We start from the raw sequence: 26,390 nt of genomic DNA, 5'->3' as shown, positions 1-26,390 counted from the left end.
AACTCCTTCCGGCGGGCGGCTTCATGGGCTGCGGCTTGCTCGCGCATCTGCCGCATCCTCGCAGGGACCAGCGATTAGGCCCCTCAGCCTGTGGTGCGTCGCGCCGTGGTGGGAATGACGCCGGGGGTTCAGAGAGCAGAACAAGGCGTACAATCAGAGTGTGATGCAAATCACACGCGAACTCCGGCTCGAGTGCTACCTCTCACGCGCCTCTCACGGACTGGGTGTCATGAGATGGCATCAGGCGTCATGTGGGGTGGACGAGATGGGCCCTGACCTGCACCATTCGGACTGGTGAACATAAGTCAGGCACCCGTTCGACCGCTGGGGGTCAAGGGGTCGCAGGTTCAAATCCTGTCGTCCCGACCGGCGTTTTCGCAGGTCGTAGGCCGTTTCCACCGAAAGGTGGGAGCGGCCTTTCTGGCGTTTTGTCAGCTGGTGGTCGCATGGTGGTCGCACCGGTCACAGCGGAATGGGCGCGTGAGCTGGGCGTTCGTGGCGGGTTCTGCGTTGGCGGCCTGCGAGGTGGTCGCGGAAGTGGGCGATCAGATTCCGTGGCCGGTCCGCTCGTTGGGTGGCGTGGAGGGCGAGTTCTGCGCTGTCGAGGAGTCGGGCGATGGCATCGACGGCTTCGTGTGCTGCCTGGCGGGTGAGGGTGGCTGTAGATGTTCGCGGTGGTCGACAGGGTGCGGTGGCGCAGGGTCTTGGACGATCACGAAGGGGACGCCGCCGTTGAGGGCGAGGGTGGTGGCGAGGTGGCGCAGGTCGTGGACGGCGATGCGGGGGACGCCGGTTTCGTCGCACAGCCGATGGAAGCGGTCGAGGACCTGCTTCGGGTTGACTGGGCGGCCGTGGTGGTGGAAGACGTAGCCGTGGGTGGGGAGGGTGTAGCCGAGGAAGTGGTGGTCGGCGAGGTCGTCGAGGGCTCTGCGGGCGCGCTGGTTGATGGCGATCCAGCTGAGGCTGCTGGGGGTCTTGGGTGGGGTGAGGACGGTGTGGTGGTTGTCGACGGTGGAGAGGGTGTAGCGGACGAACAGCACGCCTTCGTCGAGGTGGACGTCGTCCCAGTGCAGGCCGAGGGCCTCGCCCTTGCGCATGCCGGTGTTGATGATGAGCTCGACGAGGTTCGCGAACAGCGGGTCATGTTTGTGTGCGTAGTCGAGGAAGCGCACCGCCTCGTCGGGGGTCCAGATCCGGCGTTCGGGCGTGGGCGGCCTGGGGATGATGGCGGGCTTGGCGGGGTTGTGGCCCAGGCGGTGGCGCAGGACGGCCGCGCCGAGGGCGCTGGAGAGGGTGGCCAGGACGCGGTGGACGGTGACCTTGCCGCGGCCGGCGGCCAGTTCGGCGCGGGCGTACTGGCCGATGTGTTCGTAGGCCAGGTCGTCGAGGGGGATGTGGCCAAGGGCGGGGATGAGGTCGTTGTGGACATAGGCGCGGTAGCGGGCGAGGGCGGTGGGTTGAGCCGTAGTTCCTGGGCGGCGAGCCAGGCGAGCAGGTAGTCGCCGGTGGTCTGTCTCGGATCGGGGCTGTAGCCGGGGGGAGGCGCCTTCGCGGCTGAGCAGCACGGCCTGCTGGGCCCGTCCGGTGAGGTTGCCGGGCTCGGAGCCTTCGACGGCGGCCAGCTCCACCGTGGTTTCGGCGCGGATCGCCTCGGTCAACTCGGGGTTGTCCAGGGCGATGAGGGCGCGGCCGACGCGGTGCGCGTTCTCCAGCACCGGGCTGTACTCGACGATGACTGAGCCGCCATGCGGGAGGTTGGGGTCGGCCACGGCCTGGGCGACATCCTCGAATGCCCTGCGCTCCTGTTCCCGGCGACTCCCTCGCTGTTGGTCTCGAGGGAGTCGGCGGCGCTGGTCGGATGGGTGTAGGTGCGCCAGGCTGCCGCCGACAGTTGGGTGAGGGCTGCAGTCAGGCGGGATAGCGCGGTGAGGTCCGTGCCGGCCGGGACGGCGGCGATCCGTGAGGCAAGGTCGCCTTGGCCGGTTTCCCAGGTGGCGATGAGTTCGTGTCGAGCAGGGTCGACGCAGTAGCGGGTCATGACGGACCACCGCCAGCTCGCCTCCGTCATATCACCTGTCACGGCGGTGCGATGACGCATCGTCAGTCTGTGGCTCGATCGAGGTCGACTGGAAATCATCGAGGTGTGGCCCGCTGATTCTCGCCGGGAGCGTGCTCTGCGTCGCGTTCGAGTCGGCCTTCGCCGACTTCCGGAGTGAGTGGCTGCCGATTCCGGCCACGCGGATGGCGAAATATCGCTTTGAGGCGCCTGATGATGACGATGTGTCATGTGATCGGTTCTTGTCAGGCGGGCGGGCCCATGACGATGGTCGATGCCCGCTGCTCGGTTCCTGGTGCCGGGAGCTGATCAACCCCAAGGCACGCGACGCCAACCACGTCGCCGCACACTGGAAGGAGGCGCTGAACCAGTTCTCACTCTTCTTCGAGGACCGGCTCAGCATCCCAATGACCACAGGGGACTTACACGAGATCGCTTACACGCCCTGACACACCGGCTCGCTCAGGTCATCCGGCAGGGGCCACGCTCTGGGGAGCGGACCGTCCTGGTCCGCAGCCCGGGCCTCCACGTCGAGAGGGTGGGGCGTTTTCCCCGTGGCTCAGCCGTGTCCGAGCAGGCGGGCGAGAACCGGGCCCAGGTGGTCGGGGGATCCGGCGGTGCGCCAGGCGATGAAGCCGTCGGGGCGCACGAGGAAGGCGCCGCCGACCGGGAGTTCGGGGAGGTCGACCGCGTGCGCGGGGAGTCGGAGGTCGGCGGCGGCGGCGAGCCAGGCGGTGTTGCCGGGTGCGGTGAAGAGGGTGAAGCGGGAGGCGACCATGTCGAGGGTCGAGACGTCCTCGGTGACCCAGTGGTGCGGAAGACGGGAGCCGGGCGCCCCGTCCAGGGCGATGGTGAGGTCCTCGGTGGACGGGAGCTCGGGGACGGGGTCGATGACCGAGGCGGAGACGTAGCGGTAACCGGCGTGGACGATCGGGGCGTTGACCGCCCCGGCCTCGGCGCGGGCCCGGGCTGAGGCGGCGCCGCGATCCCAGTGCAGGGCCGGGTCCCGCAGCCGCAGGATGGCCTGGTCCAGTGCGAGTCGGGCGACCGGCCGCCGCTCGGCCTCGTAGGTGTCGAGCAGGGCGGGCGTGGCCTGGCCGCGCAGTGCGAGGGCGAGCTTCCAGGCGAGGTTGTGCGCGTCGGCGATGCCGGTGTTCATGCCGAACGCGCCCATGGGGGGTATCGCGTGGGCGGCGTCGCCGACGAGGAAGGTCCGTCCGGTGCGGAATCGGTCGGCGATCTGGCCCCGGACGCGCCAGGGCATGGTGCTGACGATCTCGATGTCCAGTCCGGGTGCGCCGAGCGCGGTGCGGATCAGCTCGGGGGTGGGCACCAGCGCACGGTCGGTGTGCAGGGTCCATTCCTTGTCGCCGTCGATGGTGATCAGTGTTCCCGGCGCCTGCGGGTTGGTCAGCTCGCAGACGATGAAGCCGTGCGGGCCCAGGAGCGGGCGCAGGTCGGCCCGGAACAGGGTGTTGTTCATGGCCTGGCCGAGCGCTCCGGGGCCCGTGGTGGCGATGCCGAGGGCTGAGCGGACGGCACTGCGGGCACCGTCGGCTGCGATCAGGTAGTCCGCGTGGATCGTCCGGCCGTCGGTGAGGACAGCGGTGACCCGGTGCGTGTCCTGCTCGAGCGCGGCCAGTTCGGTGCCGTACTCGATGAGCGCGCCGCGGGCGCGGGCCGCGTCCAGAAGGACGGCCTCCAGCCGGTTCTGCGGGCAGGTGCCGCGCAGCGAGCCGGGTGTGTACGGCGTTCGGGCGGCCGGCTGGGCGAGTTCGGGGCCAAGGGGGCGGGAGGGGAGGTCGGCAGCCGCTAGCGTCTCGGCGCTGATCCTGCCGAGTGTGCCGGCCGCCGGCTCGACGGCGACGGCGTCGACGGCCTGTGCCAGACCGACCTCGCGCAGCAGTTCCACGGTCCGAAAGCCCACGCCGGTGGCGCGGGGGTGGCGGTGCGGTCCGGCCGCGCGCTCGATCACGTGCGCCCGGACGCCGTGGTGAGCCAGGAACACCGCGGCGCTGAGGCCGACCGTGCCGCCCCCGACGATGAGTACCTCGCTCATGGTTGTGCTCCCCCCTCTGACGGCTCCCAGATGATCGGGAACACCGTGTCCATTCGGGAACAGTGTTCCCGGATTCGGGAACACTGTAGCCGAATCGCTAGGATGAGCGACATGGGCGAAGAGAGAACGGCACCCGAGGTGGTCTGGACCCGCGCGCGGCGAGCGCCTCGGCGCCAGCCGATGACCCTCGAACGGATCGTCGACGCCGCCATCGGGATCGCTGACACGGAAGGGCTCGAGGCCCTGTCGATGCGCCGCGTCGCCGCCCAGCTCGACTCCGGCACGACCTCGCTGTACCGGAACGTGACCAGCCGGGACGAACTGCTCGACCTGATGATCGACGCCGTTCAGGGCGAGGAGATGCCGCTGCCGTTCGGCGACTGGCGCGCCTGCCTGCGGACCGTCGCCCGGCACCAGCGGACCATCCTGCTGCGGCATCCCTGGCTGGGCGGAGTCATGTCCACCCGCCCGGCCTTCGGCCCCAACACCCTGCGACGCACCGACATCGCACTCGGTGCGGCCGGCATCCTCACCCCCGACATCACCCTCGCCTCGGACATCGTCGTCGTCCTGACCCAGCACGTGTTCGGCGCCGTCTCCCGGGAACTGGCCGACCGGGAAGCCCAGCGCCGCACCGGCCTGACCGAGACCCAGTGGCGGGCGAGCATCGGCCCCTACATCCGCGAGGTCGTCGCGAGCGGTGAATACCCCCACTTCGCCCGCCGGGTCATCGAGGCCACCGACCACACCTTCGACGAACTCTTCGAGTTCGGCCTCGACTGCCTCCTGGACGGCATCGCGGGGAAAGTCGGCGAGCGATCCTGAAACGCCCGACGCGGGACCCCGCAGGGCTTCCTGGAACCGCACCGGGACACGCCGCCCCTGCCCCCGCAGGCTCCGACCACCGGATTCCGGCGGCGCAACGGCCACGGTGACATCGACCCGCGGGTCCGCCTCGACCGGCCCTCGACGCGCGCAATCCCGGTCGGCCGGGTCCGTACTCCGGAGTGCCGACGGCGCTACTCCAGGTCTATCCCGGGTCCGCCGAGCCGGCTGACGCGATCCCACCGATCACGAGTTCGAGGGAACGGTCGAAGACCGCCTGGTGGCTCTGGTCGCCGCCCGCTCCCGCCAGGGCCCGGGCGAGGTGGGGGTAGTTGCCGCCCGCGACGGCGGAGGCAAGGTAGCGGGCCTGGGTATCGAGGGACTCGCCGGAGGTCTGGTCCGCCGCCTCGACGGCTCGTTCCTGGGCGAGTTCGTACGACATGTGGCTGGCCACGAAGCCGGTGAGGAGGCTGAAGGCCTCCAGCTGCGCCTGGGCGTCCAGGCCGGTTTGGGCGAGGACGGCGAGTGCGTGGTCGAGGACGGCGAGGGTGTTCGGGCCGAGGGTCTGGCGGGCTGGCAGCGCGGCGGGGAGCCAGGGATGGCGCCGCATGATGGCGCGTTGCTCCTGGGCGATCCGACGTAGGTCGCGGCGCCAGTCGCCGGAGGGCTCGGCCGGCAGTCGGTGGTCGCCGCTCACCTCGTCGATCATCAGCTCCAGCAGTGTCTCCTTGTCGGGGACATAGCTGTACAGGGACATCGTTCCGGCTCCGAGCCTGGCCGCGACGGCGCGCATCGTGACGGCGTCGAGCCCTTCGGCGTCCGCGACGGCGACCGCGGAGGCGGTGATCGCGGCTCGGCTGTGGGCCGGCGGCCTGCCCCGGCGCGGGCGTTCGGCCGTCGACCAGAGCGCCTCCGGATCCACGCGGGCCTGGCTTCCCGACGAGCTGGTGCGGGTCACGGTGGCACCTCCCTCCTCCTGGTGGCCATCCAATCATGGGCTATTCTCGTACAACATACGGGAAATTGCGCCGGGTCCACCCAGGCCCGGCCCACCCGCACCCAGGAATCGAGGTACGACCGCGATGCCGACGCGCCGTCCGCCAGTGAAGAAGCCGCCCCTGAGCGCCAGGATGATGAGACGGTCCATGGGGGGTCTACCCGCCGCAGTGCACGACATCGGCTACGAGCCCGGCCTCGTCGTACCCGCGGCCGACGGCAGCCCCCTGCTGACCGACCACTACTTCCCCCTGGACGACGGGGAGTTCCCCACGCTCCTGGTGCGCTCGCCGTACGGCCGGGGCTTCCCCTGGGCGCCGATGTACGGCGTGCTGCTGGCCGAGCAGGGCTTCCACGTCATCCTCCAGAGCTGCCGTGGCACCGGAGGCTCCGGCGGCGCGTTCGACCTGTGGCGCAACGAGGCCGCCGACGGCCGGGCCACCGTCGTCTGGCTGCGCCGCCAGCCCTGGTTCACCGGGGTCCTGGGGACGATCGGCGCCAGCTACCTCGGCTACGTCCAGTGGGCGCTCGCCCTGGACCCGCCGCCGGAGCTCCGCGCGATGGTCGTCCAGATCGCCATGCACGACCCGCATCGCTTCTTCTACACGGACGGCGCCTTCTCCCTGGAGAACGCCCTTGTCGTCGCCATGGGCCTCACTTCGCAGCACCGGGGCGTCCCGAGCTTCCTGCGGGCGACCCTGCGGCTGCAGCGCCATCTCAAGAAGGCCACCGGCGACCTGCCCCTGATGAAGGCGTACCGGTCGGCGCTGGGCGCCCCGGTCCCGTTCCTGGAGGAGGCGATGGCACACCCCGACGCCGAGCACGCCCACTGGGACGGGGCGGACGTGGGGTCCGCCGCCGACGGCCTGAAGGTGCCGACCGCGCTGATCGGCGGCTGGCACGACGTGAACCTCGGCCAGACCCTGCACCAGTACGGGAGGCTGCGCCGCGCCGGGTGCGAGACCTCCCTGCTCATCGGCCCGTGGTCGCACCAGTCGGCGCTCCAGCAGGGCTGGCCCGAGGTCTTCACCGAGAGCCTCGCCTGGCTGCGGGCCCACCTGTGCGGCGACCCGTCCGGGCTGCGGCCGACAAGGGTCCGGGTCCAGCTCGGCGGCCGGCAGGAGCGGCAGGACCTCCCCGACTGGCCGCCGGCCCACCGCGAGCATCGCTGGTACGTCGACACCGGCGGCACTCTGACCCCCCGAGTACCCGACGCCACGACCGGGTCGTTGTCGTTCGACTACGACCCGACGGATCCGACGCCGTCGCTCGGCGGCGCGCCGGTCGGCGGCAAGGCCGCGCAGACGGACAACCGCCCGCTGGAGGCCCGGTCCGACGTGCTGACCTTCACCACGGCGCCGCTCACCGCACCGGTCGACATCCTCGGACCGGTCAGCGCGCTGCTGCGCATCAGCACGGGAACCGGCCACGCCGACGTGTTCGCCCGACTCTGCGACGTCGACCCCCGCAACCGCTCCACCAACGTCTGCGACGGGCTGCGACGCCTCCGGCCCCTCGACGACCCGGCCGCCGTCACCGTACCGATGGGCTCCACCGCGCACCGCTTCCCCGCCGGGCACCGGATCCGCCTGCAGATCAGCGGCGGGGCCCACCCCCGTTTCGCCCGCAACCCCGGAACCGGCGAGCCGGCGGCGACGGCCACCCGTCTCGCCCCGGTCCGGATCTCGCTCCACCACCCGTCGCTGCTCACCCTCCCCGTCGTGGACGCGGCTGCGGCTCCCGGCCGATAGCCCAGGCCGACCGCCCGGTCGCCACTTGTCACCCTGAATCTGTGGTGTCAAGTTCCCGCGCATGACGGCGGCTCAAGCCACCGTGCTCTGTTCAGCGGGGGAACATGTCGGCGTAGGGATCCGGTTCGTTGGTGAAGGGATCTCGTCCGGCCTTCCATCGGATCTGCTGTTCGCGCCAGTGAACGAATCGTGGAGAGGTCTTGCCCCAGAGCGAGGTATCGCTCAGGGGACAAGTGGCGAGGTCAGCGGTGAAGATCCGCAGGAGGAATCGGGCCATGCCGCAGTCGAACAGGGTCCAGCGCTCGTCGGTGTGCCGGCCGCAGACAAGGACCGGCCAGTGGTCGGGGTTGGGGTCAGTGGTGAGCCAGCACAGGAGATCGGGTCCGGATGTCTGGCCCCAGGGGAGGATGTGAGCCGGGTCGAGGTCGGGGCGCCACTGCGCGGGAGTGTGCTCCCACGTGGAGCGGGCGCCCGAGATCTCGTCCTCGATGGCACCGGGATCCCATTGGATGCCGTCCTCGTGCAGAGGGAGGAGGACACTCAGCAGGTCATCGATGCCCCCACCGCCATAGAGCGACATGAACGCCTTGTAGTCGCTGGGCAGTTGGCAGTCCAGTCGTTCTTCGACCGAGGGCCAGTCCAGGGCCTCGTCAACGCCGAAGGTCGGGGCCATGACCTGGGCCAGTGCTGCGATATCCGGGTGCTCAGTCATGGGCCTCCTCTTCCTTCCTGTTGGTCGGCTCAACCTAGTGGCTCGGGCGGACAGCACGGCCGGCGGGTGCTGTCTCGGGCCAGCGCATCGGTCTCAACGATCGGTAGTGCCACGGCGCCGGGAGGCAGGCTGAGCTCTCGCGGAGTGGGTCCGGCCGGAGTCGGGACGTCGGCAAGCCGCTCAAGCAGTCGGTTGAGGGCAGCCTGGCCGTCGTCGACGGCGGCGCGTTCATCTCGGTGAGCGGGATGGACACGGCCATCCTCTGCAAGTTGCTTCTGGCTTCGAGGAGTTGGAATCACGTGGATTCCTTTGGGGTGTAGAAGTCGCAGCGTGCGCAGGCCCATGCGGTGCTGGCACCGAAGAAGGTGTAGCTGCAGTAGCCGTGTCCGAGGTCGTAGTGCTGCCAGGGTTCGCCGGCCGCGGCGTGCGCGGTTCGCGGTGACCGGGTCGACGTCCTCCCGCTCGCACATCACCAGGTACTCGGCCAGTCCGCAGGCGTAGGCGTCGATCGTCCTCGGCGCCCGACCGAGATCAGTCCAGATCTGCAGCCACACCGCCGCCTGCTCATGCCGGCCCAGGACCGGCCACCGGGGGGGATCTCCGCGGCGGCTTGCCGGGGTTCGGTCAGGTGGTGTGGTTCGGGCTGAGTCGGAAGATCCGCAAGGGGCGTCCGGAGCGGTGTGCGTAGGTGGCGTAGGCAGGCCAGACGGTGAGGAGTTGTTGCCAGGCGTGGTCTCGGTCGTCGCCGGTAAGGAGGTGGCCGGTGACGGGGGTGGCGCGGCCGTCGCGGGTGACGGTGGCGTGGGGGTGGGCGATGAGGTTGGTGCTCCAGGCGGGGTGTCGGGGGTGGCCGAAGTTGCTGGCGACGACGAGGAGGTCGCCGGTGGGTTCGGTGGCGTAGAGGAGGGGGGTGCGGCGGGGCTGTCCGGTCTTGCGGCCGGTGGTCTGGAGCATGAGGGTGGGCAGGAGGGCGGAGAACAGGGTGCTTCGTCCTGCGGTGAGGGTGTGGATCGCGCGGTCCAGGGGTGGGGTGATGGCGGCCATGGCGTCGACGAAGGCTGGTTGGGCTCCGGCGGCGGCCAGCAGACGCCGTGCGCCGCTGAGGCGCCCGGCCGGCCTGGGCGCGGAGCGGCGTGGGGGTGTGCGGGGTGTGGTGTAGTCGCCCTGGGCGTTGCCGAGTGCGCTGCTGAGGTGGCTGAAGATGCCGGGGGCGAGGGCGTATGCGCGGTACAGCGTTGGCAGGTAGCCGGGGATGTCGACGTGGGGCCGGCCCTGTCGCAGGCCGGTGAGGACGGCGTGGGCGACCTGTTCGGGGCTGGTGGTGGGCAGGAAGTCGGCGAGGCGGGGGAGCCGGCTGGGTGGGACGTGATGGTGGAAGAAGTCGGTCCCGACGACGACGCCCGGGCGTACCAGCATGGCGTGGACGGGCGTGCCGGACAGTTCCAGTTGGAGGATGCGGGTGTAGCCCTCGACGGCGGCTTTCATGGCCGCGTACGCGGCGGAGGGGCCTTTGACGAAGACCTTGCCCGCGGAGGAGCCGATGTTGACGATGTGTCCGCTACGCGAGTCCTGCATGAGGGGCAGCACCGTTTTGATGGTGTGGACCATGGCGTCGTAGCCGACGCGCATGGTGCGTTCGGCCTCCTCGACGGTGGTCTCCTCGACGTCGGCCCAGCGGATGTAGGCGGCGTTGTTGATCAGGATGTCGATGCGGCCGTGTTCCTGGTGGGTGTCGGCGATCCACTGCTTCACGGCGGGGTGGTCGCTGACGTCGAGTTCGTGGAAGGTGATGGTGCCGGGGGCGGGGGATTGCGCTGAAAGCTGCTGGGTGGCGCGGGCGAGGTTGGTCGGGGAGTTGTCGGCGGCGTGGACGCTCGCGCCGTGTGCGGCAAGGGCGCGGGACAAGGCCAGGCCGATGCCGCCGGCGCCGCCGGTGACCAGGGCGACCTTGCCGTGGAGCCAGGGCCCTTGACGGGCCGGGCGGGCAGATGTGGGAGCGGGCACGATGGCCTCCTGGGATGGGAGCGTGGGTCGCGGGGGCAGTCGGTTTGGGAAGAGGCGAGGTGGGCGGCGCGTCAGGTCCGGGTGGTGTGCCTGACGGCGAGCAGGTCGGCATTGTCGCCGCAGGGTCGTCGGACCGAAGCGGCGTCAGCCACTGTCCGGCCGCCGTTGGCGGGTGCCGCCCGCTGTCCGTTGGGTTGTCGGTTCACTGTGCCGAGGTGGGCTGCGCGGCGGCTTGTTCCCACAGGGCAGGGAGCTGGTGGAGTCCGGGGAGGGCTTGGTCGGTGACGAAGTAGGCGCTGGTGGTGCCGTTGTAGCTGCACGCGACGATCGATGCCGGGTGGCTGTGCGGGAGCCAGGTGAACACCTGGAGGTGGGTGACGGGGGCGCCCTGGTACTGCAAGGGTTGGTTGATGGCGACGTAGGAGGTGTCGATGATCGCCCTGGAAGGAGTGGTGAGCCGGGCGGCGAGTGTGTGGAAGACCCGCGCCGGAGTGTGATCCGTGATCGTGCGCATGGCTGCACGCCGGGCGGCGTTCTTCGGCCCACGAGTGGCGGCGATGACCGCCTCCAATCGGTCGGCCGGGGTCGGCCGGTGGCAGGGCAGGGCGAGGGGAGCGAATGTGAAGAGGTTCCCGGGGAGGCCGCTCTCTGCGGTGCGGCGCAGGTTCACCATCATCGCGACGGACACGGGCCGACCGGCACCTCGGGGCCCGTGCTCGGCGCTCCAGGTGCGCAGCGCGCCGGCCAGGGCGGCCAGTACTGCGTCGTTGGTGCTGCCGCCGCGCGCTGCGGCTGTGGTGCGCAGGACATCGGTGGGCACCTGCGCCCAGGCGCTGACGCGGGCGCCGCGCAGAGGCCGGTCGGGGTCGTTCCAGAGGTTGTTGGCGGCGGCGGAGCCGAGCATCCCTGTGAGGGTGCGGGCGTAGTCGCCGAGTTCCGCCCTGGGGGCCGGGACCGCGGTCGTGCGGGCGGTGGCGTCGGCTGGGGAGGTGCCGAACAGCTTGTAGACGGTGTCGAAAAGGCCACCGCCGTCGTGGGTGGTGTGGTGGGCGCGGTAGCACAGGGTGAAGCGGCCGGGGGCGTGGCCGTGCAGCAGCCACAGGTCCCAGGGCGGGCCGTTGTCCGGGAGTGGGTGCGTCAGGAGATCCTGCAGGGCAGCGTCCAGATGTGACTCGCCGAGCTCGATCTGCCGTTCGCGGACTCGTTGTTCCAGGTCGGGGTCCGGGTCTCGGGCCCAGCGGGCCCGAAGGCCTGGGCCCTTCAGGTAGTGGGTGAGGCGGGGCTGCCGGGCGAGGTTGGCGGCGATGTGGGCGCGCAGGTCGGCGAGCCGTGGGGCGGGGCCTTCGCAGTGGAGGAAAGCACCGACGGTCAGCGACAGCCAGGGCCGTGCCTGAGCCATGTCGTGCATGGTCAGATCCATGGGCGTGGGGCGCGCGGGACTGGGCACGGCGGCTTCCTTCCGGGAGGACACGGGCGTGGGGTGGCGCTGGGCGAGAGGGTCACGGGCTCGCCCTGATGGCGGGCCGCCATGGCCGACGGCTGCTGTAACGGTGTGCGCGGCGCTGCGGGGGCCAGGCGGCGGGTGAGGTGCCCGAGAGCGAGGAGTGTGAAGGTGTCGGCGAGAGCGGGGACGGAGAAGCCGAACGGGCGCGGCCCGATGGAGTCCGGGATGCCGGCGATGGACCCGTCGGGGCGCCGGCGGGTGAGCAGGTAGGCGGCGCCGCGGGCGGCGGGGCCGGGCACGGCGCTGCAGGAGCTGAGGGTGATGAGGGCGTAGGCGGTAGTGAGGGCATCGCTGGCATCGCCGTCCTGCTGGCCCCAGCCGCCGTCGGGATTCTGGGAGTTCAGCACCAACTGCGTCGCCCGCTCGGTGATCTGCTGCGCCGGGCTGCCGGGTGTGGCGTGGTCGGGGTGGCGCACGGCGGCGAGGGCCGCACGGAAGACGGTGTGCAGGCGGCTGCTGCTCCAGTCGGGTGGGAAGGAGCCGTCCGGGTGCTGCTGGGAGGCCAGGTGTTGGAGGGCGGCCTGCACGGCGGCGTGTTGGTGGTGGCCCTGGGTGTTGAGGGCGTTGGCGGCGGCCGCGGTCATGCAGGCTTCCGACGGTGCGCCGGCCAGGTAGGTGGGGAAGCCGCCGTCGGGTCCGCGTAGGGCGTGCAGGGCGCCGATCGCGCGGCTGATCGGCGTGCGGTGGGCGTCGGGGCCGGTGAGGTGGAGGACTTCGACGGCGGCCGAGGTGCAGTCCACGTCGGCGAGCTGGGCGTGTTCGGTGTAGGACCAGCCGCCGCCGCTCTGCTGGAGGTGGAGCAGGCGGTGGGCGATGGCGTCCAGGACGGGTGCGCCGGCCCCGGCGGCGTGCAGCGCCACCCCGGCGGTGGCGGTCAGCCAGGTGTCCTCGTCGCAGATGAACGGCATTCCCCCGTCGGGGCGTTGGTGTTCCAGTGCGGTGCGTATCCCGTCAACTATCAGGTGGCGGTGGCCGGGCAGCGGCGCCAGGGCGTGCAGCACGGACAGGTGGATGAGCAGGTTTCCCTCCCATGCGGTCCCCGGGCGCTGGGTGGAGCGCAGCAGTTCCAGGTCGGGTGCGTCGATCAGCTGGGGCTGCCGGTGGGCGTGGGCGAGGACGGCCTTGACCGCGGTGACCTGGACACGCGCCCAGGTGTGCAGGCCGCGCAGGGAGAACGCTTCGGTGCCGGGGAGCTCTGAGCCGGGGGCGCCGCCGAGCAGGACGAGGACCGCGTGCAAGAGGGCGCGTTTGCGTGCTCCGGTGAAGTCCGGTGCCTGGCCGAGGAACTGCTCGACGTCCAGCAGGTCGGCCGTGGCCGGCCGGCCGTCGAGGGCGGCTCGTGCCAGCACCCGGTCCAGCGGCTTCGGGGAGTCGCGGTGGCCGGCGAGATAGCCTGCCAGCTGTGCTCGGGCTGCGGGCTCCACGTTGGTACGGTCCAGCAGAGCGAGCAGGAGGGCGGATTCCAGGACGCGGCTGTGACAGGGGTCGCGCACCGCCCCGTCTGGGTCGACCCGGGACAAGAGATGGGCGCGCAGCCGGGCGGTGGCGGGCGCCAGGTCGGCGGGGAAAGCGGCGTGGGGCCAGCGGGGCAGGTCGGCGGGTATCGGGGCGGGTCGCATCAGGCTCCGTCCTGGGATGTCGTCGATCGGCGGGTCGTCGCCGTGTCCCGCACGTCAGTACGGCGGCACCGTAGACCGGTGTGGTGTGGGCGGCTCAGGATCGGGGATGAAGCGCCCGGTGACGGCCAGCCAGTGCAGGGTGGCGGCCATGAACGCCTCCACCAGGTCGACGTAGCGGAGCAGTTCCTCCAATCGGTCTTGCGGCAGGGCGGGTACGGCGCGCAGCGCCGCCGCGGTGGTCCCGAAGCCCGCGCGGCGTTCCTCGATCATCGCGGCCACCCGTAGCCGGGCCTCGCCTGTCGAACAGCCGTCGTGGCGGGCGAGGAGCGTCACCAGGTTGTCCTGGCCGGCGGCCTCGTCGTCCGCAGCCGAGGCCAGGTCGTTCGCCCAGCCCGCGACATCCGCCACCGCCCAGCGCAGATCCCGCACTTGGGCATCCACGCGCGGGTCCTCCACCAGGTGGGCGTGGCCGGTGCGTTCCAGTACGTCGAGCATGGGCAGCAGGGTGATCGTGCGGCGCCGCAGTTCCAGATAGGCCGCCACCGGCAGCCGGACCCCGGTACGTCGCAGGGCCACCTCCTTTTCGCAGGAGTCCAGGAAGTCGGTGTAGTCCGTGGTGAAACGCTCCCGCCAGCGGGCGGGCATGCCCGCGGCCGTACGCTCCCACAACCGCGCCAGCACCACCGCGTGCGAGGGAGCGGCAGCGGAGGCTCCTGAGTCGGGAGCGAGTACCCGGCGCAGGGATGCGGTGAACCGCTCCAGCTCACCCGGGACCGACCCCAGGCCCCGACGGTCGATCTGGTCGTCCACCCAGCAGATGAACGCCGCCCACTGCGCCGTCAGCGCCACATCCGCCGCATCTTCCCGCGGGAGGGCGCCGCCGGCCAATACGTCCAGCCGCATCGTGGCAAGACGCCGCTCCTCGCGGGCGTCCGCCACCAAACCCGCTTCCCGCGCCCACGGCAGCACCGCCTCGGACCCGAGAGCCGCCGGGACTGATGAGATGTCAGCCATGCCCCGATCTTGTCAGACCACCGTCAAATCTGGGCGGCGAACTCGGAAATGACGTCAACCTCGGGAAAGCGCCCACGCAGTGCAACGTGTGCTCCGCACCGGACGAGTTCCTGTCAGCGAAGGCCAGTACCCTGAACCGTCGCAGGCTCACAAGCAACACGGGCCGCACCCCGATCGCTCCTGCCTCGGCGCTGGCGCCGGCGGTGGTCACCGGTACCAGCGTGGTGGCTGGCCTGGGGTGGCGGTCCGGCCTTGGCCCAGCAGGTGCTGTGGGCGGCGACCTCCCTGAAGACCGCTTCGGCCAGGTTGTGCCAGACGTGCCAGCGGTCGGCCACCTGCACCGTGTCCGGCAGTGCGCGGCGGATCGCCCCGGCGTAGGCCGCGGAGCCGTCCCGGCATACGACCCTTGACGCCGGAATGCTCTCGCAGCCAGGCCTCCAGGGTGTCGGCCTGACTGTCGGGCAGGACGTCGATCCGCTCGCGGGTCTCGGCGTCGATGAGGACGGTCGCGTAGCGCCGGCGTCGACGTAGGGCGAAGTCGTCCACCCCGAGCACACGGGGTGTCCGCGGCTTCGGCAGCGGCAGGCGCAGCAGCACGCGCAGGGCCACGTGCCGGGAGACGAACACGGCCAGAGCGGATAACACTCGGGCACCGGTACGACCGGCTAACTCCCGCACCACCGCGCCGATCTGCGCGGTCAGACGGGGGCGTGCGCCGCTGGTAGCGCTCGAGGACTCCGGGCAGCTGTTCACGGAATGTCTGATGGCAACCCGGGGTTGGGCACAGCAGGCGGCGCACTCGTACCCGAACCACCACCCGGCGCGCGTCGATCGGCACGTCCGCGATGGTCCGCTCGTGGTAGCCGTGCACCCGCACCGCGGCGGCCCCACACCTCGGGCACGCCGCCGGCCCCCTCCGGCGTCCGCGCCCGGACCCTGATCAACGCACCCCCGCCCTCGACGGCATCTATGACCAGCGGCGACAATCCCGAAAACACCAAGCCCACAAGCTCGTTGACATCTCGCATGACGTGTCGACGACGATTATGACGCTTCGGCACCACCGAATTCGCGACAGAGCCAGATCGCTGACACGCCCACCGATATTCGCCCTTTCATACGCGCGGAACGGATCAGCGGCCGTCCTGGCCGGTGCGGGGTCAGGCGGGGGCCTGTACAGCCAGCGGTGCGTCCGGGACGGTCGGTGCATGCCGGTGGCCGGCCGTTGCGGGCGGGCTCTCGGTGCGGGCTCGCGCCGGTTGCGGCGGGATAGCCGGAGGGCCTGCGGGCGTGGGGAAGCCCTGCGGGGGCCAGGGCCCGTGGGCCAGATCGTGGCGGAGGGCGTCGAGTCTGGCCAGGCAAGCGTCGATTCTGGCCAGGCAAGCGTCGATGGTGGCGATGGCGGCGCTGCCGTGCCCGTGGATGCGGCGCTCGATGGCGGCGAGCCGGTCTTCGATCTGCTGCCAGCGGTCTTCAGCGGTGGTGAGGCGGTCAGGTGCGTCGTTGGTCGCTGTCATGGCGGAGGCGGTCGGTGCGGTGGGTGAGGTCGTCGAGGCGGGCGGCGAGGTCCGGATGGGCGGCGACGTGGGGGCGCATGTCGGCGAGGGGCGCGAGCAGGTCGGCCGGGTCGGGGGCGCCGAGGGCGGTGGTGAGCGCGGTCAGCGCGGGACGGGCCCGGGGTGTGAGGTCGGGCGCGGCGGTGATCTGGGCGGCGAGGACGCGCAGGTCGGCGGCGTTGTCGCGGGCCCAGGCGGCGACGGCGCGCTCGGCGGCCCGGCGGTCGCGTACTGCCTTGACGCGCTCCGCCCCGGTCGCGGCCTCTTCCGGTCTGCTGCCGGCGGGGCGCAGGCGCAGGTAGCGGTTCTCGGCGGCCTGGCGGCTGGCGACGCCCATGGGGTGGGCGAGGTCGGCCCAGGTGGCGCCGCCGTCACGGGCGGTTTCCACCAGGCCCGCTTCCCAGCCGGCGAGCTCGGTGCGCAGCTCGCGCAGTAGTACCAGGGCGGCCAGGGCCGGCTCGGGGCCCTCGTCCGGTGTGCCGGTGCTGGGCCGGGTGGCCGGGCGGGTGTTCTGGGCGGTGCGGACGGCGTCGTCGATGGCGGCGAGCGCGGCGGCGGCGGCGAGGAAGGACGCCGGTCCCGTGGGTGGGCCGCCGCCGGTGGTGGGTGCGTCGGGCCGCTCTCCCATAGATGTCACTCCTTTGGCGACTCAGGTGTTTGTCATCGGATGGATGACATGCTAGAACAGTTTCAGGTGAAGCGCACTGGCACCCATTCGATCAGTGGAGGTGTTTCGCGATGCTGATGCGCACTGACCCGTTGCGCGAGCTGGACCGGCTGACCCAGCAGTTCCTGGGCACGACCGGCACGTGGTCGCGGCCGGCCCCGATGCCGTTGGATGCCTGCCGTGTGGGCGACGAGTACGTGATCTGTTTCGACCTGCCGGGGGTGGACCCGGACGCGATCGACATCGACGTGGAGCGGAACATGCTGACCGTCAAGGCCGAGCGCCGCCCGCGTCACCAGGGCGACAATGTGAAGTGGGAGCTGTCCGAGCGCCCGCTCGGCGTGTTCTCCCGCCAGGTCATGCTCTCCGACACCCTCGACCCCGCGGGGATCAGCGCCGACTACGACGCCGGCGTGCTGACGCTGAAGATCCCGGTCGCGGAGAAGGCCAAGCCCCGCAAGATCGAGATCAGCCACAGCGGCAGCCGCAAGCAGATCCAGGCCTGACCACCCCGGACCGCCGTCCCGCACCGCCGCCCCCCTGGGCCCTGCGGGACGGCCCCGACCGGACCCCGCCCGGCCCCGCAGTCCCCGGACACCACGCTGCGCGGGCCGGGCCGACAACGAGAGACACCATGCGCGATCAAGGCCAGGCGCCCGCCGCGGTCAGGGCGCGCGGCGAGATCGACCTCGACACCGCCCCCTCGCTGCGCCGCGCTCTGACCGCCGCGCTTGAGACGCATCGGGAGGTGGTGCTCGATCTGTCGGAGGTGACGTTCATGGACTGCGCTGGCCTGGACGCCATCGTCCAGGCCCGCGACCAGGCCGACCGGTGCGGCGGGCGCCTGGTCCTTCGCGGCGCCGGCCGGCGCGTGGTCCGGCTGCTCAAGCTCACCGGTCTGAACCGGCGCCTGACCGTCGGGCCCTGACCGGGCGTCGACGGCGTTCGCGCCGGCCCTTGGGACGGAGGGAGAACCGTGGTGACTCTTCGATGGGAGGCGTTCCTGGAAGCGATCCGGGAACGCGGCGAGTACGACACACCCCAGGAAGCCGAGCGGGCGGCGCGTGTCGTCCTGGCCCTGCTCGGCGCCCACCTGGTCGGCGATGTGCGGGCCGAACTGGCCGCCCGCCTGCCGGAGACCCTTGCCCTGATCCTGCTCAACCCGCTGCAGGCCGCCGAGCCGCTCAGCCCCGACAGGTTCGTGCGTGCGACCGCGGCCTGGATCGAGGGCGCCACCGAGACCACCGCGCTGTGGGACATCGGCGCGGTCCTGTCCACGGTGGCCGACGTGGCCGGAGACGACCTCACCGAGCGCGTCCTGCTCCAGCTACCGCCCGGCTACGACCTTCTGTTCGGCCGTCCCCAGCCCGGCCACCGCCCCTGACCCCTACCTTCGTGCCGCCCTATCGCCAGCGGCGTCCCACCCCTGGAAGGCCACCACCGCCATGACCCGGTACCGCCTCCTTCTCCAGCAGGTCCGTACCCTCGGCCGCTACGCCTCCGACCAGGAGGCCGAACGCGTTCTCTGCGCCGTCCTGGCCGTCCTCGGCAGCCAGCTCACCGGCGAGGAGCGCTGCGACCTCGCCGCAGCCCTGCCCGAGCGCGCCCGCGCCGTCTTCGCCTCGCAGGTCCCACTGCCCCAGCCCGTCGCGGCCCCCGCCTTCGTCGAAGCCGTCGCCCGCGCCCTGAACGCCAGCCTCACCGGCGCCCGCTGGGACACCTCCTCCGTCCTGGCCGCCCTCAACGACCTCGCCGGCGACCACCTCACCGACCGCATCCTCACCGACCTTCCCCGCGGCTACGCGCTCCTGTTCGGCCGCGCCGACCTCACCGCCGCAGCTTGACCCGGCGGCACCACCGGCGTCGGCCTCCGCGCGCAGCCCGACGACGCAGGACCGCTACCGCCCCCGCCGTTCGAGTCCGGCGCCACAGTGGTGCGCCGCGACAACGCCTCGGCAGGTGCGCTCCGTCCAGCCGTACCGGGCACTGGCGGGCGCCGGCACGGTGCTGGAGCTCGCCTACTGGCCGGGCATCGGCTCCCCTCGCCCCGACCACTCAGGGCGAGAGCGCCGCACACCACGACGCCAGGCGCAAGATCGACCTGAACACCTGGTCGGGCAGGTCCGCGAGTGCGTTCCGGCAGGAGCCACCTCTACCCGTGGGCGCCAGGTGGGCGGGCGGTGCCGAGGGCGTCGCGCAAGGCGTACAGGTCGGTGATGGTGGCCAGTTCGGCGAAGCGGGCCAGCAGCCGGCGGACGGTTCGGTCGTCACCGTCGTGCACGGCCTCGGTGATCGCTTCGACTAGGTCCGCCTGTCCGTCCCGGACCGTCTCTGGTGCTGCGGGCACCAGGTGTTCCACTGCCGCCTCCCTGTGCGGTGCCGCTCGTTACTTCGGGCGCGCGGCGGCGGCTCGGGGGGGGTTGCCGCCGCCGCGCAGCGGAAGGCTACCTCACTCGCGGGCGCGGCAAAATCTATGCGCGCCGGAGTAGACATTGCTCGCGGGTGGGTCTAACGTTTCTCTCGTAGACAGCAGTCGGCGATACCGGCCAGACACGAACTGGCCGGGGTTGTTGGACCGAAGTTCGCAGGTCGGTCCGGCAGTGGAGTCCCGAAGCCAGGCAGGTGCAGGACGGCGACGGGGCTGGCTGCCGGACCGGGCGGCCCGCAGGCATCAGGGGCCGCCACCAGCGGTATCGAGTAGTACGCAGTTCAGTGAGTGCAGTACCAGCAGTCGCACGACAGGCAGGACCTCAGCAAAGGCGCCCAGGCTGCGGGCGCGCGTGCCGAGGGGTCCGGGCGGTGGGGTTCCGAGCCACCGCAGGTGCAGGACAGCCGACGGGGCTGACTGCCGGACCGGGTGGGCCGCCACGGCCACCGACCAGTAGTACGCAGTTCAGCAGGTGCAGTACCAGCAGTACGAAAAGTGACAGGTCAGTACAGAGGATGAATGGAGGGCGCAAGCGCCATCAGGATCGCCCGGCCCGTGAATGCTCGCCCGGGCGGACACCGCAGACCCCAACGCAAGGACGGTGGTTTCCGGTCACGCATACGCGATCCCCGCACACCCCTCCCCTGGGGCAGTGCGGAAGTAACAGGACCGGCCCAGGCCGGTAGATGGTGTTGTTCCCCTTCGGGGCCCCGGAGCCGTTACGGCGCCGGGGCCCCTCGACGCGTTCTTCCGAGAACCAGAGAGGTGCAGTGACTACAACGGCCAGCCCCGACACACCCGACAAACTCGACGACGACGACTACCCCGCCTACACCATGGGCCGCGCCGCCGAGATGACCGGCACCACCCCCGGCTTCCTACGAGCCCTCGGCGAACACCGCCTCATCACGCCGCTACGCTCCGACGGCGGCCACCGCCGCTACTCCCGCTACCAACTGCGCATCGCCATGCGCGCCCGCGACCTCGTCGACCAGGGCACCCCCATCGAGGCCGCCTGCCGCATCGTCATCCTCGAAGACCAACTCGAGGAAGCCCTGCGCCTCAACGAACAACTCCGCCGCTCCCAACACCGCCAGGAGCCCCCCGCGGACACCTGACCCGGACCGGCAACCTGGCCCACAGCTCCTTCCAGCCGTACGGCCGCCCGCCACAGGTGCCAGACGGAGGCGGACGGCCTCGCGCTGTACGCTCTGCTCGCCCCGGACGGCAGCACCACAGCGCGGCACAAGACGTGGCGGCTGGAGGGCGCGGCCGGGCTGGACGCCGCCGGCCAGGTGCTCGGGACGGTCCGCTCGGAAACGGAAGGCACCGCCCGGGGCGCCGGTGCCTTCCGCCCGCTGCGCCCTTGGTCTCTCGGCCGGGGCCGTCAGCGGCTCCACCCCGACACCCGGACCAGCGGTCAATGCACCCCGCTCAACGCTCAGCGACTCCTTGTTGCGGGGAGGTAGGGCGCCAAGCCTGGCGGCTACTTGGCCTGCGGTGGCTATCAGGAATCGGAGTAGCTGAGGTCCCCGACCGTCCAACTGCTGATGTCCTCGATGGCGATGCGGTACATGCCGCCGGTGTGGGGGAGCCCGAAGTCACCCTGAAGGATCTTCGCCCGGTGGAGATGCAGATGGGTGGGCCGTGCGGGCGGGCCGTCGGCGGGCGGGGCGAAGAGAGCGGCGAACGGCTTCAGATGCTCCGAGGCCTGGAGGACCTCCGCCACCCGCTCCAACCACAGGGTCACCGGCGCAAGCCTGCCCGTGATCACCGCACCGGGAACCACCACCGTCAAGGACATCTGATTGCTGTGCTCCGACTCGACCATCGCGGCGATGTCGACGAGCAGCCCGTCAGGGTTCGACATGCCCCCCAGAATAGGACACGGCCTCCGCGGCGCCCACGGGCCTGGGCAGCGGCCATGGTGGCCACGGCCCTCGCGCCGACTGCACGGCCGGGCGCTACGCGGCGGCGACCTGACGTGCCGATCGGCTGCGCCGCGGTGCAGGGCAGGTGGCGGCAGCCGCGAGCGCCGGGGCATCGCCCGGATCGCGCGGGCCGGCGGTGACGAGCAGGTCGGCTCCGAGGGCGGTGACGGTGAAGCCCGCGGAGCCGAGGACCTCCGCCAGGGCCAGCATCAGCGCGCCGCGGATGCCGCGGAACTCGGTGCGCCCGGCGGCGTCGGCGGGATGCGGGCAGGCGTGGAGGGTCGGTCCGATCAGGTCCTCGCCCGGACACCACCCCAGCACCAGGCCGATCCCCGGACGCTGCCGGGCGGAGAGCCCGGCCGCCTGCGACGGTGTCGGCTCGAACCCTCGGAGTGAGAGCACCGCACAGACGGACTCAAACAGATGTTTGTCATCCACGCGCAGGGTTTATCGCCTGCCCAGCCCACACCCGCCCATCATTGACGACTCGTCACATGCCGTTCCGGCCATTGCCGGTGAGGCTATGGTGCCGGAGCGTCGGGTTCCCGTTCGACCCGGCCGGGGTGCGCGTCCCCTGGACGGTGCGCCGACGCGACGGGCCAGGGGCCTACCGCACGGTCCGCACCATGCGCGGCGCACTCGGCGGAGAACCGCGTGCGTCCTGGGTCAGAGTTTGAACATCGCGGTGTAGGGCTGGGTGATGCGTTCCCGCCGCGATCCGAAGTCGACGAGTACCGCGATGTCGCTGTCGCCTTCGACGCCGATGGCCCGGCCGAGGCCATAGGTGTCGTGGGTGACGCGGTCGCCGACTGCGAAGCGCTTGCGCGGTGCTTCAGCCGGGGGCTTGAAGGGGCTGGTGGGCAGGACACGGCGGACTGCTGCAGATTTCCTCATTCCCTGCAGTATGCGCCGAAAATCGCGGGAGCGGGTCTTCTCGGTCCACTCAATTTCGGAGCTGCAACAGGAATTTCGCGCAAGCCGTCCAGTGCGCCCCCGGATGGCGCCGGTGGGCGTGGTGCGTCGATTTCTCGGGTCTGTCGCGGCGGGGCGGGTGCTCAGCTCCCGCGCGACTCGCCCTTCTGGGGGAGCGAGTGGTCGGCGCCCAGGAGGCGGGATCCATGTCCAACCAGTACGCCATGCATGCGTGTTGACGGGCCTGTCGCCCTGCACCCGGCAGCCCTGGGGAAGGGGCCCTGCAGGACCGGGGGTGGAATATCCGCCCGCGGCGGGCCTGGGCCTGCTAGAGTCGTTTTAGTTGCAGTAGTGGTTCCCATGAACTTTGTGTGCGCCTGCTGGTGTTTCGCAGGCGCCTTTTTGTTTCCCGGCTCTTCCCCGGGTGGGTGCTCATCGCGGCGACTCGAAGCGCGCGCTGTGCGGGCTTCGGACAGCCCCTTGAAGGAGATTTTTTTATGGCTAATGGCACTGTGAAGTGGTTCAATGCGGAAAAGGGCTTCGGCTTCATCGAGCAGGACGGTGGCGGCGCTGACGTCTTCGCCCACTACTCGAACATCAACGCCAACGGCTTCCGTGAGCTGCTCGAGGGCCAGAAGGTCGAGTTCGACGTCACGCAGGGCCAGAAGGGCCCGCAGGCCGAGAACATTCGTCCGCTGTAGTTTCTGCCCGGCACCCGCCTGGTAGCGAGGGGCCCGCACCGCGTACATGATGCCCGGTGCGGGCCCCTCGGCATTGCGCCACGACGCGCTTCCCCGGCCGTTTCTGGCCCCCTGGCTCCGCCGCCGGCGGCCATCCCCACGCGAGACGCACAGCGCCGCGTCCGGATCGGCGCCCTGCCGTGACAGCTCACGGCTCGAGGTTCTCCGCTCCCGCCCTCCGCGACGAGCGCCGACCGTAGGTGACGTGCCGCACGGTTCCACCGTCCACGCCCCGCTCCCCACACTTTCGGCCCGTTTCCTGCGACCTCCTGCTGGCGCCTCGCGCTGCGGAGCTTCCCCGCGACGTGCCGCCCCAGGAAGGTTTCGCATGAACCGGTCCAGCCGCTCCCCGTACCAGAACGCCAACTCCCGCTACTCAGCCTCCTCCCGCTCCGGCGGCACCTCCTTCTACGGCGACCGGTCCGCCCGCGGCCGTAGCGCCCGTCAGGGTTCCACTCCGCAGGGCGAGTTCGCGATGCCGGTGAGCACCACTCCGGCGCTCCCGGCCGTCGAAGCGTTCGACGAACTGGACATGCCCAAGGCCCTGCTCTCCACCCTGACCCGGCACGGCGTCACCACGCCGTTCCCGATCCAGGCCGCGACGCTGCCGAACTCGCTGGCCGGCCGGGACGTCCTCGGACGAGGCCGCACCGGCTCCGGCAAGACCATCGCATTCGGCCTCGCCGTGCTGGCCCGTACCGCCGGCCGGCGCGCCGAACCGCGCCGCCCGCTGGCCCTCGTCCTGGTCCCCACCCGCGAACTCGCGCAACAGGTGACCGACGCCCTCACCCCGTTCGCCCACGCGGTGCGGCTGCGGATGGCGGCCGTGGTGGGCGGGATGTCGATCGGACGCCAGGCGCAGGCGCTGAACCGCGGGGCGGAGGTCGTGGTGGCCACCCCCGGCCGGCTCAAGGACCTGCTCCAGCGCGGCGACTGTCAGCTGGACGGGGTCGGTATCACGGTGCTCGACGAGGCCGACCAGATGGCCGACATGGGCTTCCTGCCGCAGGTCACCGAGCTCCTCGAACAGGTCGCCGAAGGCGGTCAGACCATGCTGTTCTCCGCCACCCTGGACCGCAATGTCGACCGGCTGGTGCGGCGCTTCCTCAAGGACCCGGTCACCCACTCGGTGGACCCGTCCGCGGGAGCGGTCAGCACCATGGAGCACCACGTGCTGCACGTGCAGAACTATGACAAGAACGCCACGATCGCCCACATCGCGTCCCGCGACGGCAGGGTGATCATGTTCATCGACACCAAGCACGGCGCAGACCGCCTGGTGGATGACCTGCTCGCCAACGGGGTGAAGGCCGCCGCCCTGCACGGCGGCAAGTCCCAGCCGCAGCGCACCCGCACCCTGGAGCAGTTCCGCACTGGCCAGGTCACCGCGCTGATCGCCACCAACGTCGCCGCCCGCGGCATCCACGTCGACGGCCTCGACCTCGTCGTCAACCTCGACCCGCCGGCAGACCACAAGGACTACCTCCACCGGGGCGGCCGCACGGCCCGGGCCGGAGAATCCGGCACCGTCGTCACACTGGTCCTGCCCAACCAGCGCCGCGAGATGGCCCGCATGATGACGACGGCCGCCATCACCCCCGTCATCACCAGGGTCAGCGCCGGCGACGAGGACCTGGCCCGTATCACCGGCGCCCGCGTGCCCACCGGCATCCCCACCGTGATCGCCGCCCCCGCCGTCGAACGCCCCCGCCGCAGCCCGTCTACGAGCCGCGGCCGCCGAGGACGCCCCGCCCACGCAGCCGGTGACACCCGCGCGACCGTCGCGGGCCGCGACAACCAGGGCTCCTCCGGCCGCCGCCGGGCACCGAGGCGCGTCGCCCTCGCCGCCTAGCAGGCGGGTGTGGGCCTGGACCGCCGCTGCGGTCCAGGCCCACACGACTCACCAGCGCGAAACAAGAGTCCCGGCCCGCTCCGGCGGACCCCGCCAGCCATCCCACCGCCGGTGCCCCGACTACCGTCGGCCCCGGCGGAACCGACACCAAGGAGTCCGCCCATGACCCTCACCCTCGAGCACCCCGCGACCACCGCCACCGTCGGCGACCTCATGAGACACCCCGAGCTGCAGATCAGCGACGACGTCATGGTCGACATGGCGATCGACATCCTGCACAGCTCCGGCGCCGACCACCTCCTGGTCCGCGACGACGACGGCCGCTGCGCCGGGCTGCTGACCCGCCTGCACCTCACCCCGTTCCAGACCCGCACCTGGTCCACCGAGCGCACCCCGGTGCGCGACATCGTCCTCGACCAGGCCCCGTTCGCCACCGTCGACATGCCCGCCACCAGCGCAGCCGCCACCATGCGCGCCCGCGGCCTGGACACATGGCCGGTGGTCGACCCCGACGGCCACGCCATCGGCCTGCTCAGCTTCTAGTAGGGCTTGGTCAGGTCGGTGCAAGTGTGGTGTTTCCATAGGTGAGTTGCGTCGTTGATGGTGTGTGACACCTGGTGAGATGGCTGAGGTCCGGGAGGACCTGGAGGGCTCAGGATGACTCTCGAGGACCTACTGCCCGCGCTGAACGCGGCCAAGCGCGGGGTGCGGGCACCGGGGCCAGGGCAGTGACCGCCCGTTTCGGTAAGTGGGCGTCAATCCCCAGACGGCAGACGGGTTTTCGTACCAGATGATCTGGCCGGAGGGCAATGCGTCTCGGGTGGGTGGATGTGGATAGTGTCTAGCGGCAAGGGCGGCGCGCGGGCAGCGCGTGTGCGCAGACGGTTCCAGGAGTGGGACTGCATGCGGTCGTCGAGGGTGCGGATCAGGTCCCGCTCGACGCATGCCTCGTAGCCGGCGTAGGTGGTCGGTGCGAGCTCCGCCTTCTTCGCGGCCAGCCACTCGCGCAGGTAGCCGGCCGCCGTCGCGCAGCGGTCCTCGTAGACCCCGCGCAGCTCACCATCCAGCACCCGTGCCATCTCCCGGGCTGCCTCCGCGCGGGTGGCGAAGCCACCACGGCGGCGGGTGCGACGCCGACCATCCTCGGGTACAAGGTCGACGGCGTACGTCCACGTGCCGTGCTCGGCATCCGCGATCAGCTGCGGACACCACGGGTCGAGCTGCTTCCGGTTCTCGTCCTGGCAACCGCATCGACGGTAGACCCGGCCCCTGCTCCTGCGCTGTCCCATAGGTGGCTCCTCCTTGGACCGGCAGTCAAGGGGTCGCAGGTTCAAATCCTGTCGTACCGACTTGCGAAGTCACAGATCAGAGGCCGTATCCGAAGTATCGGATACGGCCTTTTCCGTCTTCTTCGAGAGCTTGTGTGCGCGGTGTGATATCCGCGCGTCGCCGCCGGGCAGGGCCGGGTCCGAACCGCGCGACCCCGATACCGGTTCGCCCTAGCTGTTCTGACCCGTGGGGTTGGGGATGCGGCTGGCGGGTGGCTTGCCTGCGAGTGCGGTGTGTCCGCGGTGGTGATTGTAGGTGTGGAGCCATTCGGGGTAGGCGTTCCGGCGTTCCTGTTCGGTGCGGTTGGGCCTGGCGTAGGCCCATTCGTCGAGCAGGGTGTGGGTAGGGTCGGCCGAGCGGCGAGGTGCCTGCCGGTGCAGGCCCTTTTCCGCTCGGCCTCCCTCCGAACCGGACTGGCCCGTTTCCGAGCATCCG

At 71.1% G+C, this 26,390-nt stretch carries 27 protein-coding genes and 1 pseudogene; 11 read left to right on the top strand and 17 right to left on the bottom strand.

The genetic code is table 11. From position 1 onward, the window contains the following. Positions 1-545: 545 nt before the first annotated feature. Positions 546-1,769, bottom strand: a complete 1,224-nt coding sequence (locus P3T35_RS37770) for a site-specific integrase (protein WP_180356678.1) — start codon at positions 1,767-1,769, stop codon at positions 546-548. 400 nt (positions 1,770-2,169) lie between these two features. Here P3T35_RS37770 and P3T35_RS37765 point away from each other — a divergent pair, with 400 nt between their 5' ends. After that, positions 2,170-2,505 carry a hypothetical protein gene (locus P3T35_RS37765; RefSeq protein ID WP_101383089.1) on the top strand — a complete coding sequence of 112 codons (336 nt, stop codon included), beginning with the start codon at positions 2,170-2,172 and terminating at the stop codon, positions 2,503-2,505. Positions 2,506-2,615: 110 nt separating this feature from the next. Here P3T35_RS37765 and P3T35_RS37760 read toward each other — a convergent pair whose 3' ends face one another. After that, a complete protein-coding gene (locus tag P3T35_RS37760) occupies positions 2,616-4,115 on the bottom strand; it encodes an FAD-dependent monooxygenase (protein WP_101383090.1) in 1,500 nt (499 codons plus the stop codon). Between the two features lie 111 nt (positions 4,116-4,226). Here P3T35_RS37760 and P3T35_RS37755 point away from each other — a divergent pair, with 111 nt between their 5' ends. Then, positions 4,227-4,940, top strand: a complete 714-nt coding sequence (locus P3T35_RS37755; RefSeq protein WP_101383091.1) for a TetR/AcrR family transcriptional regulator C-terminal domain-containing protein — start codon at positions 4,227-4,229, stop codon at positions 4,938-4,940. A 205-nt stretch (positions 4,941-5,145) separates the two neighbouring features. Here the strand turns inward: P3T35_RS37755 and P3T35_RS37750 are convergent, their stop codons facing one another. Continuing rightward, complete coding sequence (locus P3T35_RS37750; protein WP_280709452.1) at positions 5,146-5,898, bottom strand: TetR/AcrR family transcriptional regulator; 753 nt, start codon at positions 5,896-5,898, stop codon at positions 5,146-5,148. A gap of 187 nt (positions 5,899-6,085) precedes the next feature. On the opposite strand from P3T35_RS37750, the gene P3T35_RS37745 reads away from it, so the two are divergent. Then, positions 6,086-7,687, top strand: coding sequence for a CocE/NonD family hydrolase (locus P3T35_RS37745; RefSeq protein ID WP_101383092.1), 1,602 nt, complete (start codon positions 6,086-6,088; stop codon positions 7,685-7,687). A gap of 91 nt (positions 7,688-7,778) precedes the next feature. On the opposite strand, the gene P3T35_RS37740 is transcribed toward P3T35_RS37745, so the two are convergent. The 8 genes and pseudogenes from P3T35_RS37740 to P3T35_RS37705 form a co-directional block, all read right to left on the bottom strand. Beyond that, positions 7,779-8,399 (bottom strand): SMI1/KNR4 family protein, encoded by a 621-nt coding sequence (locus P3T35_RS37740; RefSeq protein ID WP_101383093.1) that lies wholly within the window; start codon positions 8,397-8,399, stop codon positions 7,779-7,781. Positions 8,400-9,023: 624 nt separating this feature from the next. Further along, positions 9,024-10,403 (bottom strand): SDR family NAD(P)-dependent oxidoreductase, encoded by a 1,380-nt coding sequence (locus P3T35_RS37735; protein ID WP_101383094.1) that lies wholly within the window; start codon positions 10,401-10,403, stop codon positions 9,024-9,026. A gap of 202 nt (positions 10,404-10,605) precedes the next feature. Next, positions 10,606-11,802, bottom strand: coding sequence for a wax ester/triacylglycerol synthase domain-containing protein (locus P3T35_RS37730; protein ID WP_180356679.1), 1,197 nt, complete (start codon positions 11,800-11,802; stop codon positions 10,606-10,608). Between the two features lie 11 nt (positions 11,803-11,813). Further along, on the bottom strand, positions 11,814-13,526 hold the full coding sequence (locus P3T35_RS37725) for a prenyltransferase/squalene oxidase repeat-containing protein (protein WP_101383096.1): 1,713 nt from the start codon (positions 13,524-13,526) through the stop codon (positions 11,814-11,816). A 54-nt stretch (positions 13,527-13,580) separates the two neighbouring features. After that, the gene (locus P3T35_RS37720) at positions 13,581-14,540 is read right to left on the bottom strand and encodes a terpene synthase family protein (RefSeq protein ID WP_143676958.1); all 960 of its coding nucleotides are present in this window, start codon (positions 14,538-14,540) and stop codon (positions 13,581-13,583) included. Between the two features lie 254 nt (positions 14,541-14,794). Beyond that, positions 14,795-15,568, bottom strand: a pseudogene (locus P3T35_RS37715) (ISL3 family transposase); the annotation flags it as partial. Positions 15,569-15,700: 132 nt separating this feature from the next. Further along, the gene (locus P3T35_RS37710) at positions 15,701-16,057 is read right to left on the bottom strand and encodes a hypothetical protein (protein ID WP_101383098.1); all 357 of its coding nucleotides are present in this window, start codon (positions 16,055-16,057) and stop codon (positions 15,701-15,703) included. After that, positions 16,032-16,724, bottom strand: coding sequence for a hypothetical protein (locus tag P3T35_RS37705; protein ID WP_101383099.1), 693 nt, complete (start codon positions 16,722-16,724; stop codon positions 16,032-16,034). The genes P3T35_RS37710 and P3T35_RS37705 overlap by 26 nt, the downstream gene beginning before the upstream one ends. Before the next feature lie 110 nt (positions 16,725-16,834). On the opposite strand from P3T35_RS37705, the gene P3T35_RS37700 reads away from it, so the two are divergent. The 4 genes from P3T35_RS37700 to P3T35_RS37685 all read left to right on the top strand — a co-directional run bounded on the left by P3T35_RS37700 (position 16,835) and on the right by P3T35_RS37685 (position 18,607). Next, a complete protein-coding gene (locus P3T35_RS37700) occupies positions 16,835-17,269 on the top strand; it encodes an Hsp20/alpha crystallin family protein (RefSeq protein ID WP_101383100.1) in 435 nt (144 codons plus the stop codon). A gap of 128 nt (positions 17,270-17,397) precedes the next feature. Then, a complete protein-coding gene (locus tag P3T35_RS37695; RefSeq protein WP_101383101.1) occupies positions 17,398-17,691 on the top strand; it encodes an STAS domain-containing protein in 294 nt (97 codons plus the stop codon). 51 nt (positions 17,692-17,742) lie between these two features. After that, complete coding sequence (locus P3T35_RS37690) at positions 17,743-18,147, top strand: DUF2267 domain-containing protein (protein WP_101383102.1); 405 nt, start codon at positions 17,743-17,745, stop codon at positions 18,145-18,147. Between the two features lie 61 nt (positions 18,148-18,208). Beyond that, positions 18,209-18,607 (top strand): DUF2267 domain-containing protein, encoded by a 399-nt coding sequence (locus P3T35_RS37685; RefSeq protein ID WP_101383103.1) that lies wholly within the window; start codon positions 18,209-18,211, stop codon positions 18,605-18,607. A gap of 308 nt (positions 18,608-18,915) precedes the next feature. On the opposite strand, the gene P3T35_RS37680 is transcribed toward P3T35_RS37685, so the two are convergent. Next, entirely contained in the window at positions 18,916-19,110 is a 195-nt protein-coding gene (locus P3T35_RS37680) for a hypothetical protein (RefSeq protein WP_143676959.1), read from the bottom strand. 917 nt (positions 19,111-20,027) lie between these two features. Between P3T35_RS37680 and P3T35_RS37675 the strand changes: the two genes are divergently transcribed. Continuing rightward, on the top strand, positions 20,028-20,309 hold the full coding sequence (locus P3T35_RS37675) for a MerR family transcriptional regulator (protein WP_280709466.1): 282 nt from the start codon (positions 20,028-20,030) through the stop codon (positions 20,307-20,309). Between the two features lie 389 nt (positions 20,310-20,698). Here the strand turns inward: P3T35_RS37675 and P3T35_RS37670 are convergent, their stop codons facing one another. The 3 genes from P3T35_RS37670 to P3T35_RS37660 all read right to left on the bottom strand — a co-directional run bounded on the left by P3T35_RS37670 (position 20,699) and on the right by P3T35_RS37660 (position 22,016). Then, complete coding sequence (locus P3T35_RS37670) at positions 20,699-21,061, bottom strand: hypothetical protein (protein WP_101383106.1); 363 nt, start codon at positions 21,059-21,061, stop codon at positions 20,699-20,701. A gap of 94 nt (positions 21,062-21,155) precedes the next feature. Further along, a complete protein-coding gene (locus P3T35_RS37665; RefSeq protein ID WP_101383107.1) occupies positions 21,156-21,524 on the bottom strand; it encodes a hypothetical protein in 369 nt (122 codons plus the stop codon). 264 nt (positions 21,525-21,788) lie between these two features. Continuing rightward, positions 21,789-22,016 (bottom strand): hypothetical protein, encoded by a 228-nt coding sequence (locus P3T35_RS37660; protein ID WP_101383108.1) that lies wholly within the window; start codon positions 22,014-22,016, stop codon positions 21,789-21,791. A 515-nt stretch (positions 22,017-22,531) separates the two neighbouring features. Here P3T35_RS37660 and P3T35_RS37655 point away from each other — a divergent pair. The 3 genes from P3T35_RS37655 (at position 22,532) to P3T35_RS37645 (ending at position 25,169) form a co-directional block, all read left to right on the top strand. Continuing rightward, positions 22,532-22,735: a cold-shock protein gene (locus P3T35_RS37655; protein WP_099897249.1), complete on the top strand. Its 204-nt coding sequence runs from the start codon at positions 22,532-22,534 to the stop codon at positions 22,733-22,735. Positions 22,736-23,102: 367 nt separating this feature from the next. Further along, entirely contained in the window at positions 23,103-24,626 is a 1,524-nt protein-coding gene (locus P3T35_RS37650; protein ID WP_101383109.1) for a DEAD/DEAH box helicase, read from the top strand. Positions 24,627-24,788: 162 nt separating this feature from the next. Then, on the top strand, positions 24,789-25,169 hold the full coding sequence (locus tag P3T35_RS37645; protein ID WP_101383110.1) for a CBS domain-containing protein: 381 nt from the start codon (positions 24,789-24,791) through the stop codon (positions 25,167-25,169). Positions 25,170-25,381: 212 nt separating this feature from the next. Here P3T35_RS37645 and P3T35_RS37640 read toward each other — a convergent pair whose 3' ends face one another. Together P3T35_RS37640 and P3T35_RS37635 are read right to left on the bottom strand one after the other, a co-directional pair. Continuing rightward, positions 25,382-25,915: an Arm DNA-binding domain-containing protein gene (locus tag P3T35_RS37640; protein WP_101383111.1), complete on the bottom strand. Its 534-nt coding sequence runs from the start codon at positions 25,913-25,915 to the stop codon at positions 25,382-25,384. 210 nt (positions 25,916-26,125) lie between these two features. Beyond that, positions 26,126-26,390: integrase core domain-containing protein (locus P3T35_RS37635; protein ID WP_280709440.1), on the bottom strand; the 265-nt coding region annotated here is incomplete at its 5' end.

The sequence above is a fragment of the Kitasatospora sp. GP30 genome (assembly GCF_029892145.1).
Lineage (GTDB): Bacteria > Actinomycetota > Actinomycetes > Streptomycetales > Streptomycetaceae > Kitasatospora > Kitasatospora acidiphila.
This window is presented reverse-complemented; position numbering and strand designations above follow the sequence as displayed.

Coding starts and splice junctions, on each gene's coding strand:
- P3T35_RS37760 (WP_101383090.1), bottom strand. CDS start 4,115: ATGAGCGAGGTACTCATCGTCGGGGGCGGCACGGTCGGCCTCAGCGCC.
- P3T35_RS37755 (WP_101383091.1), top strand. CDS start 4,227: ATGGGCGAAGAGAGAACGGCACCCGAGGTGGTCTGGACCCGCGCGCGG.
- P3T35_RS37745 (WP_101383092.1), top strand. CDS start 6,086: ATGGGGGGTCTACCCGCCGCAGTGCACGACATCGGCTACGAGCCCGGC.
- P3T35_RS37740 (WP_101383093.1), bottom strand. CDS start 8,399: ATGACTGAGCACCCGGATATCGCAGCACTGGCCCAGGTCATGGCCCCG.
- P3T35_RS37730 (WP_180356679.1), bottom strand. CDS start 11,802: ATGGCTCAGGCACGGCCCTGGCTGTCGCTGACCGTCGGTGCTTTCCTC.
- P3T35_RS37725 (WP_101383096.1), bottom strand. CDS start 13,526: ATGCGACCCGCCCCGATACCCGCCGACCTGCCCCGCTGGCCCCACGCC.
- P3T35_RS37720 (WP_143676958.1), bottom strand. CDS start 14,540: ATGGCTGACATCTCATCAGTCCCGGCGGCTCTCGGGTCCGAGGCGGTG.
- P3T35_RS37710 (WP_101383098.1), bottom strand. CDS start 16,057: ATGACAGCGACCAACGACGCACCTGACCGCCTCACCACCGCTGAAGAC.
- P3T35_RS37705 (WP_101383099.1), bottom strand. CDS start 16,724: ATGGGAGAGCGGCCCGACGCACCCACCACCGGCGGCGGCCCACCCACG.
- P3T35_RS37700 (WP_101383100.1), top strand. CDS start 16,835: ATGCTGATGCGCACTGACCCGTTGCGCGAGCTGGACCGGCTGACCCAG.
- P3T35_RS37695 (WP_101383101.1), top strand. CDS start 17,398: ATGCGCGATCAAGGCCAGGCGCCCGCCGCGGTCAGGGCGCGCGGCGAG.
- P3T35_RS37685 (WP_101383103.1), top strand. CDS start 18,209: ATGACCCGGTACCGCCTCCTTCTCCAGCAGGTCCGTACCCTCGGCCGC.
- P3T35_RS37675 (WP_280709466.1), top strand. CDS start 20,028: ATGGGCCGCGCCGCCGAGATGACCGGCACCACCCCCGGCTTCCTACGA.
- P3T35_RS37670 (WP_101383106.1), bottom strand. CDS start 21,061: ATGTCGAACCCTGACGGGCTGCTCGTCGACATCGCCGCGATGGTCGAG.
- P3T35_RS37660 (WP_101383108.1), bottom strand. CDS start 22,016: ATGAGGAAATCTGCAGCAGTCCGCCGTGTCCTGCCCACCAGCCCCTTC.
- P3T35_RS37655 (WP_099897249.1), top strand. CDS start 22,532: ATGGCTAATGGCACTGTGAAGTGGTTCAATGCGGAAAAGGGCTTCGGC.
- P3T35_RS37650 (WP_101383109.1), top strand. CDS start 23,103: ATGAACCGGTCCAGCCGCTCCCCGTACCAGAACGCCAACTCCCGCTAC.
- P3T35_RS37645 (WP_101383110.1), top strand. CDS start 24,789: ATGACCCTCACCCTCGAGCACCCCGCGACCACCGCCACCGTCGGCGAC.
- P3T35_RS37640 (WP_101383111.1), bottom strand. CDS start 25,915: ATGGGACAGCGCAGGAGCAGGGGCCGGGTCTACCGTCGATGCGGTTGC.